The following is a 15,119-nucleotide window of genomic DNA, read 5'->3' on the forward strand; positions in this document are numbered from 1 at the left end:
GCGAAGAGATGCCGGGCACGGACAATTCCGGACGATTTCCCAGCGACATATTGCCGATGCCGGAACAAGATGCCGGACGACACATCCAGAAAGCGATCCGCCAGGGCGCACGCGCCGGCCAGCCCGCCCGCAACGGCCGTTCGACGGCCGGATATGGCGTGGAACCCCGGCTCCAGCGTGCACGCCTCTCTGGCCAGCGAAATCGGGCTTCGGATCGTGCGCGGCGACTATCCGCCGGGCTCTATCCTGCCCAATGAAGCCAAATGGTCCGAGATATTCAACGTCAGCCGCTCGGCTGTGCGCGAAGCGATCAAGATGCTGATGGCGAAAAGCCTTTTGGCGTCGCGCCCCAAGATCGGCAGCTGGGTCGAGCCCAGGGAGCGCTGGAACCTGCTCGACCGCGATGTGCTGGCCTGGTATGCGGCTGGACCGGACCGGGAGGCCTTTCTGCGCACCGTACAGGAGTTCCGCCACATCATCGAGCCGGAAGCCAGTGCCTTTGCCGCGATCCGGCGCACCGACGAGCAGATGGCCGAGATCAGCCAGGCCTGCCGCGAGATGGGCGAGGCGACGAGCCTGCAGCAGCGCATCCGTGCCGACACGCGCTTCCATCTCGCAATATTGCGGGCTTCGGGTAACGATCTCCTGGTGCCGCTCGGCGTGCTGATAGAATCGGCGCTCGACCACCTGTTCGTCTTCGTCACGCGCGAGCACAGCGACCAGCGGCGGGCGCAGTCCCTGCATGAGGCGATCGAAAAGAACGTTCGCCTCAAACGCCCGGCCGCCGCCCGCAACGCGGTCCACAGGCTGCTTGCCAACACCGACGAGGTTGTCGAGCGGTCGCGGCGATGATTTCAGGCGGCAGCCAGAGGCAGTGCGCGAGGCGCGTATCGCTGAGTTCAGATTGTCTGCTTCTTGCCGTCCTTCATCGGCATCAAGTCGAGGCCGTTCACCTTGGCGATATGGGTCGCCAGCATCGGCACGAACTGTTCGGCCGGGCCGGTGGCATGGGCGCCGGCAAAGGAATTCTTTGTGGCATTGCCGAGCGGGTTGGCGATGCCGGCAGCACCCGCCATCGATTCCAGATAGGTCAGGTCCTTGAAGGCATTGGCGATTGTGAATTTGTGCGCGTCGCGGTCGCCTTCCAGGGTCCAGCGCATGAAGGTCTGGTAGAAGCCGCAATCCATGCGACCGTTGCGGATGACGCTGTCGAAGCGCGGCGGCGAGATGCCGACCTTCTCGGCCAGCGCCAGCGCTTCGGAATAGATAGCGGCGTAGCCCAGTGAAATGAAGTTGTTGAGCAGTTTCATGCGGTGGCCGTCGCCGGTGTCGCCGATGTGGACGATGCGCCCGGCCCAGGTTTCGATCACCGGCTTCACGCGGGCAAAGAGCGCGTCGGGCGCGCCGACCATGGCGTCGAGCGTGCCTTCCCAGGCTTCCTTCGGTGTACGGCTGAGCGGGGCATCGACAAAGTCGACGCCGATCTCTTTCAGTTCCGCCGCCAGCGCCACGGTCGAGACCGGATCGGAGGTCGAGCAGTCGACGACGACGGAGCCCTTTTTGAGGCCCTCCTTGAGGCCGCCGGGGCCGCGGATGATGGCTTCGACCTCGCGGGAGCCGGTGACGCAGATGAAGACGATATCGGACACCGCTGCAACATCGCGAGAGGTTGCCGCCTCCTTTGCGCCGCGGCCAAGCAGGTCTTCCGCCGGCTTGCGGTTCTTGCGGCCGAGGAAGGTCAGACCGTAGCCCTTGTCGACGATGTTCTTGGCGATGCCGTGCCCCATCAGGCCAAGCCCGATGAAGCCGATCTTTTCGCGCGCGGCGGTCGTATTCATGTCGTGTCGTCCTGTTTGCAATGATTGATATCTGGCGCCGCCGTTTTGCGGGCGAGGGTGGTTGCGGAACGCTATATTGTCTGACAATACACAGAAATCCTAGGCATTGGAGGCGAAAATGACGAAGCGGATCATGTTCACCGGCGGCAGCGGGAAGGCCGGACGCCATGTCGTGCAGTATCTGGTCGAGCAGGGCTGCCAGGTGCTCAACATCGACACCAAGCCGCTCGACAATCCCAAGGTGCGCACGCTGATCACCGACATCACCGACAGCGGCCAGGTGTTCAACGCGCTGTCGAGCTATATGGGCCTGCATGAATTCGACCCGTCGCTGCGCCCACAGCCGGTCGACGCGGTGGTGCATTTCGCCGCCATCCCGCGCATCATGATCACGACCGACAATGAGGTGTTCCGCATCAATGCGATGGGCACCTACAATGTCATCGAAGCGGCGGTGAAGCTCGGCATCAAGAAGGTGGTGATCGCCTCCAGCGAGACGACCTATGGCGTGGTGTTCGCCAACGAGCCGCGCGATCCCAAATATTTCCCGCTCGACGAAGAGTATGACGTCGATCCGATGGACAGCTACGCGCTCTCCAAGGTTGTCAACGAACACACGGCGCGCGCCTTTGCGCAGCGCAACGGCACTGATATCTACGCCTTGCGCATCGGCAACGTCATCGAGCCGCACGAATATTCCCTGTTTCCGAAATGGTTCGCTGATCCGGGTTTCCGCAAGCGTATCGCCTGGAGCTATGTCGATGCCCGCGATCTCGGCCAGATCACGCTGCGCGCCGTCGAAAAGGACGGGCTCGGCTTCCAGGTGTTCAACGCCGTCAATGACGACACCTCATCCGACCTGCCGACGGCTGAACTGTTGAAGCGGTTCTACCCCGATGTGCCGGTCAAGACGAAGCTCGGCGAGTACGAAACGCTGCTGTCCAACCGCAAGGCCCGGGACATGCTTGACTTTCGTCCCGAGCACAGCTGGCGCAAATACGTCAAATAGGGCTGTCCGGGGCGAGGTTGTAAGCTGATCTGTGCACAGCTCCAGGCTTTGCCGCCGGCGTGGCCGGCACCGCTTGACAGCCTTCGAAATCCGGACTTTGTGGATGCATGAGGGACGGAAAGCCGAATAAGGGAAACAAGCCCGACAAGGCGGCGTCCGCCGAGCGCCCGGCGGCGCTTCGTCGGGCCGACGCAACCCGGGTGCCCGGCTCCAGCGTGCATGCCTCGCTGGCCAGCGAAATCGGGCTGAGGATCGTGCGTGGCGACTATCCGCCGGGCACCATCCTGCCCAACGAAGCCAAATGGTCCGAAACCTTCAACGTCAGCCGCTCGGCGGTGCGGGAAGCGATCAAGATGCTGATGGCAAAAAGCCTTTTGGCGTCGCGCCCCAAGATCGGCAGTTGGGTTGAACCCAGGGAACGTTGGAACCTGCTCGACCGCGATGTGCTCGCCTGGTACGCGACCTCACCCGACCGCGAAGTGTTCCTGAAAACGGTGCAGGAATTCCGCCACATCATCGAGCCGGAAGCGACCGCCTTCGCCGCCATGCGGCGCACCGACGAGCAGATGGCCGAGATCAGCCAGGCCTGCCGCGAGATGGGCGAGGCGACGAGCCTGCAGGAACGCACGCGCGCCGATACACGCTTCCATCTCGCAATATTGCGGGCGTCGGGCAACGATCTTCTTGTGCCGCTCGGCGTGCTGATCGAATCCGCCTTCGATCATCTGTTCACCTTTACGACGCGCGAGCTCGACGACCTGGCGCACGCCCAGCAGCTGCATGAGGCGATCGAGAAGGCCATCCGTCTGCAGCGGCCGGAAGCTGCCCGCAGCGCGGTGCGCAAGCTGCTCGCCAACACCGACGGCGTCATCAACTCAAGATAGAAGCAGGGCCCCGCAGGCTATCCTGCCAAATGCTGCTTGGTGAGCGCTATCAGCAAAGCCTGGTCGCGGGCGGCGTGCTCGGGGCGGTTGACCACTTCATCGCCACTGACGATCGCACCCCAGAAGCAGCGCAGTTCCTCGACGAACGCTTCGCCGTAGCCGGCGCGCAAATCCTTCGTCGAGAGTGTGTGGCCGTCCGATGTTTTCAGCGTCAGCCGGGTCGGATGATGGTTGAGCCAGGGCGAGGGGAATTCGAGCTCGAGGCTGGCGTCGTCGAAGAACAGCGTGATGCGCTCCTTGTAGTCAGCAAGTTTCGGCACCGTCAGATGCGTCATGGTCCACAGTGCCTGGCCATCGAGCAGCTTCACCGCGCCCTGGCCGCCGTCGCCATTGGCGAAGATCTGCGCGCCGACAACCTCGCCATCTGGCACGCCGAGCGCGTCGAGCAGGCCGTGCACGGCATTGACATCGTGAATCAATGCGGAGCTGTAAGCGCCGGTAAATCCACGGAAAGCAAGCTCGGTCAGGGGCAGGCCAATGGCGTGCTCGACCTGTTTCTTCTGCGCGGCTTGAGCGGCGGCAATCAGCTCCTTGGGAATATCGCTGCCGCGCTTGTAATGTTGGTGTGCGATGAACGGCCAGGCGTCGGGATCGTTGACCTCGACCGAGACGGAACGCAGCGTCTTCGCCGTGCCGGGCAGCGAGGCCAGCGCCAGCCGGTAGCTCGGATCGAAGCGCTTCATGTAGCCGACCTGCATGACCTTGCCGGCCTTGTCGCGCGCAGCGACGATCTCGGCGATCTCCTTCGGTGAATAGCAGAGCGGCTTTTCGCAGAAGACATGCAGGCCACGCTCAAGAGCCGCCAGCACCTGCTCGTGATGCAGCGGGTCGGGGGAGCCGATGACGACGGCGTCGAGCTTCTGGTCGAACAACTGCTCCGACGTTTCGAAATTGGCGATGCCGTGGATATCTGTGACGAACTGGCGCGAGATTTTCGACGGATCGGCAACGCCGACCAGTTCGAACAGATCGCCGAGCCGCAACAGGTTTGGAATATGCTCGACCTGAGAAATCATGCCGGCGCCGATGACGCCGACCCGTATCCGGCTCATGCAATATCTCTCTTGATGGTCTGAAACGTCACGGCGACGACGATGGCCGATTGCCGATCTGCGCCAAAAGCCCGGCGATCTCGGCTTCCACCGCCTTCAAATCCTCGCCGCCCGACATGATCGAAATCACCTCGTCGCGGGAAATATCCGACTTGGCGTAGGTGCCGCGGTTGCGGCCGCGGTTGAGCAAGGTGAAAGTGTCGCCGACGGGGTAGGCGTGGTGGATGTTGTGGCTGATGAAGATGACGGCCAGTCCGCGCATGCGGGCCTCGATGATGAATTTCAGCACCATCGCCGCCTGATGCACGCCGAGCGCCGAGGTCGGTTCGTCGAGGATCAGCACCTTGGCGCCGAAATGCACGGCGCGCGCGATCGCCACCGATTGGCGCTCGCCGCCCGACAGCGTCCCAACGGCCTGCGTCGGGTCGCGCACGTCGATGCCGATATCGGCCATCGCTTGACGCGCAATGGTGTTGGCGCGGTCCTTGTCGATGCGCGAGAAGGGCAGGGTGCTCTTCGTCGGCTCGCGGCCGAGGAAGAAATTGCGGGTGATTGACATCAGCGAGATCATGCCGAGGTCCTGGAACACCGTGGCGACGCCAAGGTCCTGCGCGTCGCGCGGGCTGCGGAAGGCGACCGGCTTGCCGTCGACGAAGATCTCGCCCTTGGTCGGCCGGTGCACGCCCGACAGCACCTTGATCAGCGTCGACTTGCCGGCGCCGTTGTCGCCGAGCAGGCAGTGGACCTCGCCGGGATAGACCTTGATGTCGATGTCCTGCAGCGCGCGCACCGAGCCGAAATTGACGGAGACGCCGCGCAATTCCATGGCTGGCTGGACGGTATGGGCCGGCTGGATTGTCTGGGCCGGATTGGTCATTTGCCGCCTCCGCGTCCGAGTGCCTTGAGGCGGATGTAGTTGTTGACCAGCACGGCCATCAGGATGACGATGCCGAGGAAGACCTTGAACCAGTCGGTGTCGATGCCGGTGTAAAAGATGCCCATCTGCACCAGGCCGAAGATCAGCGCGCCGAACAGCACGCCATAGACGGTGCCGTAGCCGCCGGTGAGCAGCACGCCGCCGATGACCGCGGCAATGATGGCCTCGAACTCCTTGAGCAGGCCACGCGTGGTGTCGGCGGAACCCGCCTCCATCACCTGGATGGTGGCAAGCAAGGTCGCCGCACAGGCGGTGTAGATGAACAGCGCGATCTTCACCCGGTCGACCGGCACGCCGACATTGCGCGCGGCATTGAGATCTCCGCCGGTGGCAAAAATCCAGTTGCCGTATTTGGTCTGCGTCAGGACGTAGCCGGCAAGCACGGTCAGGCCGAGCCACCAGACGATCGACATCGGAATGCCGACGACGAAGGGGATGCCGTCGGTGCGGGTGGCGATCCAGCCCTGCGTGCCCATCCAGTGGAAGAAGCCGGTCAGGATATGGCCGTTGAACAGGCCTGATGTGGCCGGGTCCGGCGCGCCGTCGAGAATATAGGGGATCTGCGTGCGGCCGGTGACGGCGCGGGTGATGCCGATCGACAGGCCGCGCAGGATATAGAGTGAGGCCAGTGTCACGATGAACGAGGGCAGGCGGGTCTTCACGACGATCAGGCCGTTGAGGTAGCCGGTGAGGATGGCGACCGCGAAGGCGCAGGCGATGCCGCCCCACAACGGCAGGCCCCAATATTTGACCGTCAGCCCGATGACGACGCCGGCAAAGCCGACCATAGAACCGACCGAAAGATCGAACTCGCCGGCGATGATGAGCAAGGCGGCGGCGGTGGCGATGATGCCGAGCTCGGCCGCCAGCGTCAGGAAGGTCATCGACCCCTGCAGCGAATAAAGGTTCGACGCACCGGGCAGCAGCGCGAAGATGACGATTGTGGCGATCAGGCCGCCGGCGGCGCCGGCTTCAGGCCGGCGCAGCCATTGCGTCAGCCGGCCGGTTTTGGCCAGCCGCTCATCGGCGCCGGCGGCGCGCTTCGACGTCATGCCGAAGCGGTCTTTCGCTGGTGCTTCCGAAGGTATCGCCTTGTCTTCCACGACAGCCATTAGGCTCCCCAATCGCTCAATTCGCAATGTCGATGACTGCAGGGAAAGCGCCACGGGGCCTTCCCCTGCAGAGATCGTTCAGGCCTTAGCGGATGCCGTCCTTGGCGAGCGCCAGGATAGCCTTGGCCTTGTCGGGCGTATCGATGAACAGCGGGCCGGTATAGGCATTGTTCTGCGGCCAGAAGCCGTGCGTTGCGTGCTCGACCAGATAGATCACCGGCAGGTAACCCATCAGATATTGCTGCGCGTCCATGCCGAAGCCCATTTCGCCGGCGACGACGGAATCCAGGACTTCGGGGCTGATGTCGAATGTGTAGAGCTTGATCTTGCCGAACAGTTCCTTCTGGCGGAAGAACGGGATCAGCGGGTTGGCTGCGGTGGCGCCGAGCGCGAACACGGCCTGGGTGTCGGGATGTGCCGACAGATAGGCCTCGGTGCGGCGCTGGATGTCGGCCGGATCGGGCGACACGGTCAGCACTTCGGTGCCGCCGCCTGAAGGCTTCAGCCCGTCATTCAAACCCTGGCAGCGCTGGTCGAGGCTGACATTGCCGACCTCATGGTTGATGCAGACGACCTTGAGCGTGCCGTCCTTGGCCAGCCGTTCGCCGGCCTTCTTGCCGGAGTCATATTCGGAGACGGTGCCGACATAGAGCGTGGTGCCCAGCTCGGCGCCTTCCTTCTCGCCGGAATCGAGAACCACCATCGGGATATTGGCAGCAAGACCCGCCTTGACGGATTTGCCGAGTGCATTGGCGTCGGCGATGGAGACGGCAATGCCATCCGGATTGGTGGCGATGGCCGCGTCGAGCAAACGCGCCTGCTCGACCACGTCGAAGACTTGCGGCGCGTAATATTCGACCTTGGCGCCGGTCAGTGCTGCCGCATCGTCGACGCCGCGCTTGACCACCGACCAGTAGGGGTCGGAGGCCGAGCCATGCACCACGAAGGTGATGCGGACATCCTTCGGATCCTTCAGGCCAGCGGTATGCGCGACGCCTGCCAGCATGCTCATCGAGACAAGCGCGCCGAGCGCCAGTTTCAGAACGGTCTTCATGTCATTCTCCCATTGTCGTTGCAGTTCCAATTCCCTCTTTGCGCCGCAGGCCGACGGTTCGCCTTACAGCGCTGACCGGGTGGCCGCTTTGCGGGCCTTTGCCGGTGTCGATGCTCCGAGCCGCGCGCGCAGATCCTCGCGCAACGGCTTCATGCCGATAATGTCGATGTCCCGCGCGCCGAGCCAGTCGCGAAAGGCATGGTCGCGGAACAGTTCATATTCCTCGGTACGGATATAGGCGGAGCGCGGCTCGATCAGCTCGAGTTCGCCCGGCGCGTTGAAGTGCAGGCAAAAGAAGGTCAGGCCTTCACGCACGCCTTCGACCAATGCCTTGTAGGCCGGCTCTATCGGCTTCGAACGCGGACGGCCCCAGGTCGTCTGGATCGCGGCGTCGAAGATGACAAAGCCTTTGGCGCGGGCCTCGGCAACGCCGCGCTGGAACGCCGCTTCGGTGACGCCAACCAGATTGTCGTTGGGCGCATAGGCCGACAGCGTTTTGGTCAGCAGCACCGGCAGGCGATATTCCAGGCCGAGCCGGATATAGATGTCGCAGAATTCGGGCGAGAGCGCCGTGCCCATATGGGCATCGAGATGGGTGACGTCGATGCCGGCGCGGTAGGCGGTGTCGATCTGGGCGCGCAGTTCGGTCTCGACTGCCTGAGGTGCTGCCTTGCGGCGCGTGGTCGCGACATCGGGCCAGAAATAGCCGAACTCGTCGGTCAGGCCGGCGGCGCGCGAGGGCGACGTCAGCGGCCGCCATTTGTAGTGCTGTTTTTCGCTGTTGAGCGTCAGGTGGACGCCGAGATCGAGCCGCGGATCGGCAGCCGCCGCTTCGGCCATCTCAGGAAACCACGGGCAAGGCACCATCACCGCGCCGGAACTGCAGGCGCCGAGCCCAGTCAGTTCGAGGAAAGCGCTGTTGGCGCCATGGCACATGCCGACATCGTCTTCATGCAGCACGATCTGTCGTCTGGAAGCGGCAGGGGCATTCATGAACGGGCACCGCCTGTCCGGCATGCCGCTCGCGAGGGTCTTCCAAAGTATGTCCCGTCCTGCATGGAACCGACCGTTTGCCCAACTGGACGCGATGGAACGCCCAAACTGGTTGTTCCAACAGGGCCACTTCAGCGAATTCGGATGGGTACGATTTAGGCCGGGATGGCTTGGTTCGATCGCGGCGGAGTGGTTCTTTCAAACCGCGCCGGCAAGCGTACTGCTTTCACACCATCAAGCGATGTGGAGACTTGCCATGTACACCGCCGGCGAAGAAGAGATCGAAGCCATTGCCAGAGTGATCCGCTTGGGCGCACTGTTTCGCTATGGCGACAACAGCGAGTGCGACCGCTTCGAGGCGCGCTACGCCAGGCATCTCGGCGTCGAGCACTTTGCGCTTGCCGCCAGCGGCACCTATGGGCTCGCCGCCGGCCTGATCGGGCTCGGCATCGGGCCTGGCGATGAGGTGCTGGTGCCGGCGCACACCTATATGGCGACCGCTACCGCTGTCCTGTCAGTCGGTGCCATTCCGGTCATCGTCGATATCGACGAAAGCCTGACCATCGATCCGGTAGCCCTGCGCGACGCAGTCGGCCCGCGAACCAAGGCGGTCATTCCTGTGCATATGTGGGGGGCGGCTTGCAACATGAATGCCATCATGGACATCGCCAAAAAACGCGGCCTGCTGGTTCTTGAGGACGTCTGCCAGGGCATTGGCGGCGGCTATGAGGGCAAGAAGCTTGGCTCCATCGGCCATGCCGGCGCCTACTCCTTCAACTACTTCAAGAACATGACCTCGGGCGAAGGCGGCGGCATCGCCACCAGCGATCCGAAGGTGGCGGAGCGTGCGCGCTGCGCCATCGATCCCTGCCATTTCTACTGGCAGGGCCGCAATGACAGCATCAAGCCGTTCGCCGGCATCGGCGCGCGCGCTTCGGAACTTATGGGGGCGATGCTCAACGTGCAGCTCGACCGGCTCGACGGCATCATCGAGGCGATGCGGGCCGAGAAGAAGAAGGTGCTGGCCGGCACCCGTCATCTCGGCAATCTAGGCCTGACGCCGTCGCCGATGAACAGCCCGGACGACGATTGCGCGGCGCAGGTGATGTATCTGCTGCCCAGCGAACAGGCGGCGCAGACTTTCTCCAAGACCATTCCGAGCGTCATTGCCGGCAAGACGGGCCGCCACAATTTCACCCAGTGGGACCAGGTGCTGATGCACGAGGGCGCGCATCATCCGGCCCTGAACCCCTACACGCTGCCGGAAAACAAAGGCCTGCGGCTCACCTATGCCGACGATCTCGGCAAGGGTTCGCTCGACATCCTCAACCGCACGGTGATGGTGGCAATGAACCCGGCACACAGCGATGCCGAGATCGACGACATGATCCACAACATCGATGCAGCCGCGCGAGTAGCGCTTGAACACGCCTCGCTGGACGATGTCGAGGTGCGCAAGGCCGCCCCCGTCGATCTGCAGAAATTCGACAGTGTGAATTGAGGCACGCCGGCTGGGCCCGGCCTACTGCCGGTCCAGCCGCATGAAGGCGGCACGCAGCGCCAGCACTGCGCGCAGAATCTGGCGCTCGTCCATCGCGGCGTAGCCGAGCAGCAGGCCGTGTTCGGGCTCGCTCGAATGGTAGTTGATGGAAATGCCCTGGACGTCCAGCCCCTCCTTCACGGCGGCGACGACGACGTCGATGTCCTTGTACGGCTTTGTGAAACTCGCCAACAATTGCATGCCGGAATCGTTCTCGGCCACCGTCAGCCATTCGGACAGATGTTCCTGGCACAGCTTGACGAAATTGGCCTGCCGGCGCGCATAGAGCCGGCGCATGCGCTTAAGATGCGTTGCGAAATAGCCCTGCGTGATGAAGTCGTTGACCGTCGCCTGCAGGATCAGCGGCGCGAACTGGCCGGTGATCGAGACGGCGCGGTCGAACGGCACCGACAATTCGCGCGGCACGATGAGATAGCCGATGCGCAGCGCCGGGATCAGCGTCTTGCCGAAGGAGCCGATATAGACGACGCGGTCGGCGTGATCGAGGCCGCGCAAAGCCGGCACCGGCCGGCCGCGAAAACGGTATTCACCGTCATAATCGTCCTCGACGATCCAGGCGCCGTGGCGTTCGGCGATGTCGAGCAGTTGCAGCCGCTCCTCGATGCGCATGATGGTGCCGAACGGCCACTGGCAGGACGGCGTCACATAGATCAGCCGCGGCGGCGGCAGATCGGGGTCGGATAGGTGCCAGCCGTGCCGGTTGACCTTTAACGGCGCGAGCCTGGCGCCGCTGGCGAGGAAGGCGCTCTTGGCGCCGAGATAGCCGGGCTCCTCCATCCAGACATGATCGCCCTCGTCCATCAGCACGCGCGAGGCGAGGTCGAGCGCTGCCTGCGCGCCGGTAACGACGATGACCTGGTCGGCGGTGCAGTTGATGCCGCGCGACAGGCTGATGGTCGAGGCGATGGCCTGGCGGAGGCCGGGATGGCCGGCAAAGGAGAGATATCCCAGCAGGTTTTCGTCGCGGCTGCGCGCATTGCGCGTGAGCAGGCTCGACCAGATGGTGAAAGGGAAGGACGCGGTCTCGGGTACGCCGGGGTGGAAGTTGATGACGCCGGCGTTGCGCGGCGGCTGCGGGCCGTTGACGATGGTCTGGCCGCGCCGCGACAATTTTTGCGGAGCGGCGAGGCCGGCGCGCATCGAGGCCGGCGGGCGCTTCTGCTGGATCGGCGCCACCCAGGTGCCGGATCCGGCGCGCGCCTCGATAAAACCTTCGGCGAGCAGCTGGTCGTAAGCGGCAATCACCGTGTTGCGGCCGACCTTCAGATCCTCGGCCAGCGAGCGGGTCGAGGGCAGCAACGTGTTCTGCTGGATCTGGCCGTCCAGAATGAAACGCCGCAAGGCACCGTAGATCTGCCGGTGCATCGGCTCGTCCGAGGCGCGGTCGACCGACATGATGTCGAGGGAAAGGCGCATGTGGTCGGCCAAGCTAGTCTCCGACGAACCTGGCTGCGCGGGCGATCTTTTCTTCGTTGAGCAGGCAGACGGTCTCGAGCACCAGCCGCCTGGTTTCGGCACGGACTTCGCGGCTGTTCTTCAGCGCGCGATGCACGGTGGCCGCGCCGAGCTCCGCCTTTTGCGCAATCTCACGGATGGTGCAAAGCCGTTCCGTGCCGAGTGCCGCCTCGAATGCCATGTCGCCCCTCCACCTGCATCAAGGCACGGCTTGCCGCCAGCCTCAAGCTGGAAACTCCTTGGAAAGTCCGACCTCCCCAAGCCGGTGCCGAGAATTATGCGATCCGCGCCGCCAGGGGAGGACGGCGGCGCGGATCGCCGGGCGCTTTCGCGTCGCTACCCCTACCGAGGCGCGCGCCCAACCGGCCAACCACCAGCCCCCCGGCGGTGGTCAGGCCAAGTCTCGTGTCGCTACCTCGAACCCGGCCTTGCGGGCCGTGGCTAGAAGCGAAGCATAACCCTTCGTGGCATAGGTCAAGGGATTTGCCTTGGCCGGGTCCTGTTCGGCCTCGACGACGATCCAGCCTTCGAAGCCGCGCTTTGCGAGAGGCTTCAGCAATGCCAGGAAGTCGACGGAACCGTCGCCGGGCACGGTAAAGATCCCTTCCATCACCGCCGCCATGAAACTCATGTCTTCGCGCCGCGCCCTTTCCAGCACCGCCGCGCGGACGTCCTTGCAGTGGAAGTGCACGATGCGGTCGAGATGCCGGTGCAACAGAGAGGCCGGGTCGCCGCCCGAAAACAGGCAATGGCCGGTGTCGAACAGCAGGCCGACGCTTTTTCCTGTCGTTGCCATCAACCTGCCGACCTCATCGTCCGTCTCGACGATGGTGCCCATATGGTGATGGAAAGCCATGCCAACGCCGAAGACGGTCATGCGGTCGGCGAGCTCGGTCAGCTTCTCGCCATAGGCCGCCCATTCGCCATCGGCGAGACGAGGGCGCTGCGAGATCGGCGCAAAGATGCCGTCATGACGGCCGCGCGACGTGTCGGCATAGACGACGACCTTGGCGCCGAGGTCGCGCAGCAGCGTCAGATGCGGGGTGATGGCGGCGAATTCCTCGTCGACCGTGCGGTCGAGAATGCGGCCGTCATACCAGCCGGAGACGAGCTCCAGCCCATAGGAGGACAGGATCGGTCCAAGCTCGTCGCTTCGCCTGGGAAATTTGCCGCCGAGCTCGGTGCCGCGATAGCCGGCCTGCCTGGTTTCCGACAGGCAGGTCTCGAGCGGCGTGTCGCCGCCGAGTTCGGGAACATCGTCATTGCTCCAGGTAATGGGATTGATGCCGATCTTGACCGTCATGCCGCTGCTTTGCAGGCTTGGGGGAACGCAATGCCGAGGCTGCAAACTGGAGGGAAAGAGGACCTGTCACTAGGTCCAGTTGAGGTGAATTCGGCAGAACCAATCGTGAGGACTAATGCTGCTCTTGCCGGCCGAAAGCAGCGCGCAGTTCGTCCTTGGCGTCCTCGAGCACTTTCCGGCGCTTCTGCGGCAGGTTCTTGCCGGCACGGTTGATGTAGAAATTGAGCATCGACATGGCCGACTGGAAGGGCTCGGCCTTGCGGCGGTCGCTGTGTTCGGCCGAGCGCTTGAGCGACGCCGCGATCTTTTTGGCATCGTCGGCTTCGAAGATGTGCGCCTCGAGGTCCATCGCATCGCTGTGTTCGGTCACGTCGGCGGACCATTTTTTCTTCGTGGTCATGGCAAACTCCTTCTCGTCGAAAACTCGGCACGGCGTTGCCGGTTCCGGAAAAAATCCCCTGGCCGCTGGAGCCACGGATCGGAGCGCTGTGGCGCTGCCCGTCGCTACGAATGTGCCGATAGTGACGCCAGCGTGTCGACTCCCGGAACCGCAGACAGGAAACGCCTTGACCCCAATCGTCGCCAATCAGGCGAGCAGCCCCGGCATCGACAGCTCCTATGCCTGGATGCGGCTTGCCATCTCGATGCTGCTGGCGACCATCGGTGCGGTCGGCATGTGGGCCGTCGTGGTGGTGCTGCCGGCCGTGCAGGCGGAATTCGGCGTCGACCGCGCGGCGGCATCGATGCCCTACACCGCAACCATGGTGGGCTTTGCCGCCGGCAATGTGCTGGTCGGCCGCGCCATCGACCGCATGGGCTATTGGATCCCGGCGCTGATCTCCTCGATGGCACTCGCCGCCGGACTGCTGCTCGCGGCGGCGTCAACGTCGATCCTGCAATTCACCCTTGCCCAGGGGGTGCTTATCGGCCTTGGCTCATCAGTGATCTTTGGACCGTTGATCGCCGACATTTCGCATTGGTTCAACCGTCGACGCGGCGTCGCCGTCACGGCGGCGGCGGCGGGCAATTATCTCGCCGGAACGCTGTGGCCAACCATCATGCCGACGCTGATCAAGGCGGAAGGCTGGCGCTTCACCTATGCCGCGATCGGCATCTTTTGTCTGCTCACCATGATACCGCTGGTGCTTTTGCTGCGGCGCGGCGCTCCCGACGCGGCGGCAGGCTCGTCCGGAAGCCGGCCTGTGCAGCCGATTTCAATCTCGCCGGCGGCGCTACAGGTGTTGCTGGTCGTCGCGGGTTTAGGCTGCTGCGTGGCAATGTCGATGCCGCAGGTGCACATCGTCGCCTATTGCATGGATCTTGGTTACGGCATCGCCCATGGCGCCGACATGCTGTCGATCATGATGGCGGCGGGCGTCGTCAGCCGGCTCGCCTCCGGCTTTGTCGCCGACCGCATCGGCGGCGTGAAAACCCTGCTTATCGGTTCCGTGCTGCAATGCCTGTCGCTTTTGTTCTACATCCCGTTCGACGGGCTCGCCTCGCTCTATGTCGTGTCGCTGGTGTTCGGCCTGTCGCAAGGCGGCATCGTGCCTTGCTATGCTATCATCGTGCGCGAATATTTACCGGCCAGGGAGGCCGGCCAGCGTATCGGCATCGTCATGATGGCGACCATCTTCGGCATGGCGATCGGTGGCTGGATGTCGGGCTGGATCTACGACCTGACTGGCTCCTACGCGGCAGCGTTCCTCAACGGCATCGCGTGGAACCTGATCAACGTGGCGGCCATCCTTTTGCTGATGTGGAGGGCGCGGCGCCCGGCCATGGTTACGGCCTGAGGACGTCAGTCGGCGGCCGCAATCGGCGTTGGCTTGACAATCGCCAGTTGCTGCGCGACGCCAAG

15 protein-coding genes are annotated in these 15,119 nt (G+C 63.7%); 5 read left to right on the forward strand and 10 right to left on the reverse strand.

Annotated elements, in window-relative coordinates:
• Window positions 1-69 precede the first annotated feature (69 nt).
• Complete coding sequence (locus tag ACWTU9_RS16210; RefSeq protein WP_455859160.1) at window positions 70-852, forward strand: FadR/GntR family transcriptional regulator; 783 nt, start codon at window positions 70-72, stop codon at window positions 850-852.
• Window positions 853-899: 47 nt separating this feature from the next.
• Here the strand turns inward: ACWTU9_RS16210 and ACWTU9_RS16215 are convergent, their stop codons facing one another.
• Window positions 900-1,859 carry an NAD(P)-dependent oxidoreductase gene (locus ACWTU9_RS16215; RefSeq protein ID WP_455859161.1) on the reverse strand — a complete coding sequence of 320 codons (960 nt, stop codon included), beginning with the start codon at window positions 1,857-1,859 and terminating at the stop codon, window positions 900-902.
• 97 nt (window positions 1,860-1,956) lie between these two features.
• Here ACWTU9_RS16215 and ACWTU9_RS16220 point away from each other — a divergent pair, with 97 nt between their 5' ends.
• Together ACWTU9_RS16220 and ACWTU9_RS16225 are read left to right on the forward strand one after the other, a co-directional pair.
• Entirely contained in the window at window positions 1,957-2,847 is an 891-nt protein-coding gene (locus ACWTU9_RS16220; protein WP_455859162.1) for an NAD-dependent epimerase/dehydratase family protein, read from the forward strand.
• A gap of 107 nt (window positions 2,848-2,954) precedes the next feature.
• Complete coding sequence (locus tag ACWTU9_RS16225) at window positions 2,955-3,731, forward strand: FadR/GntR family transcriptional regulator (RefSeq protein WP_455859163.1); 777 nt, start codon at window positions 2,955-2,957, stop codon at window positions 3,729-3,731.
• Between the two features lie 17 nt (window positions 3,732-3,748).
• On the opposite strand, the gene ACWTU9_RS16230 is transcribed toward ACWTU9_RS16225, so the two are convergent.
• From ACWTU9_RS16230 to ACWTU9_RS16250, 5 genes are all read right to left on the reverse strand, one after another.
• Window positions 3,749-4,843 (reverse strand): Gfo/Idh/MocA family protein, encoded by a 1,095-nt coding sequence (locus tag ACWTU9_RS16230; RefSeq protein WP_455859164.1) that lies wholly within the window; start codon window positions 4,841-4,843, stop codon window positions 3,749-3,751.
• A gap of 28 nt (window positions 4,844-4,871) precedes the next feature.
• A complete protein-coding gene (locus ACWTU9_RS16235; protein ID WP_455859165.1) occupies window positions 4,872-5,720 on the reverse strand; it encodes an ATP-binding cassette domain-containing protein in 849 nt (282 codons plus the stop codon).
• On the reverse strand, window positions 5,717-6,832 hold the full coding sequence (locus ACWTU9_RS16240; protein WP_455859325.1) for an ABC transporter permease: 1,116 nt from the start codon (window positions 6,830-6,832) through the stop codon (window positions 5,717-5,719). The genes ACWTU9_RS16235 and ACWTU9_RS16240 overlap by 4 nt, the downstream gene beginning before the upstream one ends.
• A 145-nt stretch (window positions 6,833-6,977) precedes the next feature.
• Window positions 6,978-7,946 carry a rhizopine catabolism ABC transporter substrate-binding protein gene (locus ACWTU9_RS16245; RefSeq protein WP_455859166.1) on the reverse strand — a complete coding sequence of 323 codons (969 nt, stop codon included), beginning with the start codon at window positions 7,944-7,946 and terminating at the stop codon, window positions 6,978-6,980.
• 63 nt (window positions 7,947-8,009) lie between these two features.
• Window positions 8,010-8,939: a polysaccharide deacetylase family protein gene (locus ACWTU9_RS16250; RefSeq protein WP_455859167.1), complete on the reverse strand. Its 930-nt coding sequence runs from the start codon at window positions 8,937-8,939 to the stop codon at window positions 8,010-8,012.
• A 256-nt stretch (window positions 8,940-9,195) separates the two neighbouring features.
• On the opposite strand from ACWTU9_RS16250, the gene ACWTU9_RS16255 reads away from it, so the two are divergent.
• On the forward strand, window positions 9,196-10,440 hold the full coding sequence (locus ACWTU9_RS16255; protein WP_455859168.1) for a DegT/DnrJ/EryC1/StrS family aminotransferase: 1,245 nt from the start codon (window positions 9,196-9,198) through the stop codon (window positions 10,438-10,440).
• Between the two features lie 21 nt (window positions 10,441-10,461).
• Here the strand turns inward: ACWTU9_RS16255 and mocR are convergent, their stop codons facing one another.
• The 4 genes from mocR to ACWTU9_RS16275 form a co-directional block, all read right to left on the reverse strand.
• Window positions 10,462-11,928, reverse strand: coding sequence for a rhizopine catabolism transcriptional regulator MocR (mocR, locus tag ACWTU9_RS16260; protein WP_455859169.1), 1,467 nt, complete (start codon window positions 11,926-11,928; stop codon window positions 10,462-10,464).
• 1 nt (window position 11,929) lies between these two features.
• Window positions 11,930-12,136 carry a LacI family DNA-binding transcriptional regulator gene (locus ACWTU9_RS16265; protein WP_455859170.1) on the reverse strand — a complete coding sequence of 69 codons (207 nt, stop codon included), beginning with the start codon at window positions 12,134-12,136 and terminating at the stop codon, window positions 11,930-11,932.
• 210 nt (window positions 12,137-12,346) lie between these two features.
• On the reverse strand, window positions 12,347-13,258 hold the full coding sequence (gene iolE, locus ACWTU9_RS16270; protein WP_455859171.1) for a myo-inosose-2 dehydratase: 912 nt from the start codon (window positions 13,256-13,258) through the stop codon (window positions 12,347-12,349).
• A gap of 112 nt (window positions 13,259-13,370) precedes the next feature.
• Window positions 13,371-13,658, reverse strand: coding sequence for a DUF3175 domain-containing protein (locus ACWTU9_RS16275; RefSeq protein ID WP_455859172.1), 288 nt, complete (start codon window positions 13,656-13,658; stop codon window positions 13,371-13,373).
• Between the two features lie 226 nt (window positions 13,659-13,884).
• Here ACWTU9_RS16275 and ACWTU9_RS16280 point away from each other — a divergent pair, with 226 nt between their 5' ends.
• The gene (locus ACWTU9_RS16280; RefSeq protein ID WP_455859326.1) at window positions 13,885-15,054 is read left to right on the forward strand and encodes an MFS transporter; all 1,170 of its coding nucleotides are present in this window, start codon (window positions 13,885-13,887) and stop codon (window positions 15,052-15,054) included.
• Window positions 15,055-15,119 lie beyond the last annotated feature (65 nt).

The sequence above is a fragment of the Mesorhizobium sp. 128a genome (genome assembly GCF_053848025.1).

Coding starts and splice junctions, on each gene's coding strand:
- ACWTU9_RS16280 (WP_455859326.1), top strand. CDS start 13,885: ATGCGGCTTGCCATCTCGATGCTGCTGGCGACCATCGGTGCGGTCGGC.
- ACWTU9_RS16250 (WP_455859167.1), bottom strand. CDS start 8,939: ATGAATGCCCCTGCCGCTTCCAGACGACAGATCGTGCTGCATGAAGAC.
- ACWTU9_RS16240 (WP_455859325.1), bottom strand. CDS start 6,832: ATGACGTCGAAGCGCGCCGCCGGCGCCGATGAGCGGCTGGCCAAAACC.
- ACWTU9_RS16275 (WP_455859172.1), bottom strand. CDS start 13,658: ATGACCACGAAGAAAAAATGGTCCGCCGACGTGACCGAACACAGCGAT.
- ACWTU9_RS16220 (WP_455859162.1), top strand. CDS start 1,957: ATGACGAAGCGGATCATGTTCACCGGCGGCAGCGGGAAGGCCGGACGC.
- ACWTU9_RS16265 (WP_455859170.1), bottom strand. CDS start 12,136: ATGGCATTCGAGGCGGCACTCGGCACGGAACGGCTTTGCACCATCCGT.
- ACWTU9_RS16245 (WP_455859166.1), bottom strand. CDS start 7,946: ATGAAGACCGTTCTGAAACTGGCGCTCGGCGCGCTTGTCTCGATGAGC.
- ACWTU9_RS16225 (WP_455859163.1), top strand. CDS start 2,955: ATGAGGGACGGAAAGCCGAATAAGGGAAACAAGCCCGACAAGGCGGCG.
- iolE (WP_455859171.1), bottom strand. CDS start 13,258: ATGACGGTCAAGATCGGCATCAATCCCATTACCTGGAGCAATGACGAT.
- ACWTU9_RS16230 (WP_455859164.1), bottom strand. CDS start 4,843: ATGAGCCGGATACGGGTCGGCGTCATCGGCGCCGGCATGATTTCTCAG.
- ACWTU9_RS16255 (WP_455859168.1), top strand. CDS start 9,196: ATGTACACCGCCGGCGAAGAAGAGATCGAAGCCATTGCCAGAGTGATC.
- ACWTU9_RS16235 (WP_455859165.1), bottom strand. CDS start 5,720: ATGACCAATCCGGCCCAGACAATCCAGCCGGCCCATACCGTCCAGCCA.
- ACWTU9_RS16210 (WP_455859160.1), top strand. CDS start 70: ATGCCGGACGACACATCCAGAAAGCGATCCGCCAGGGCGCACGCGCCG.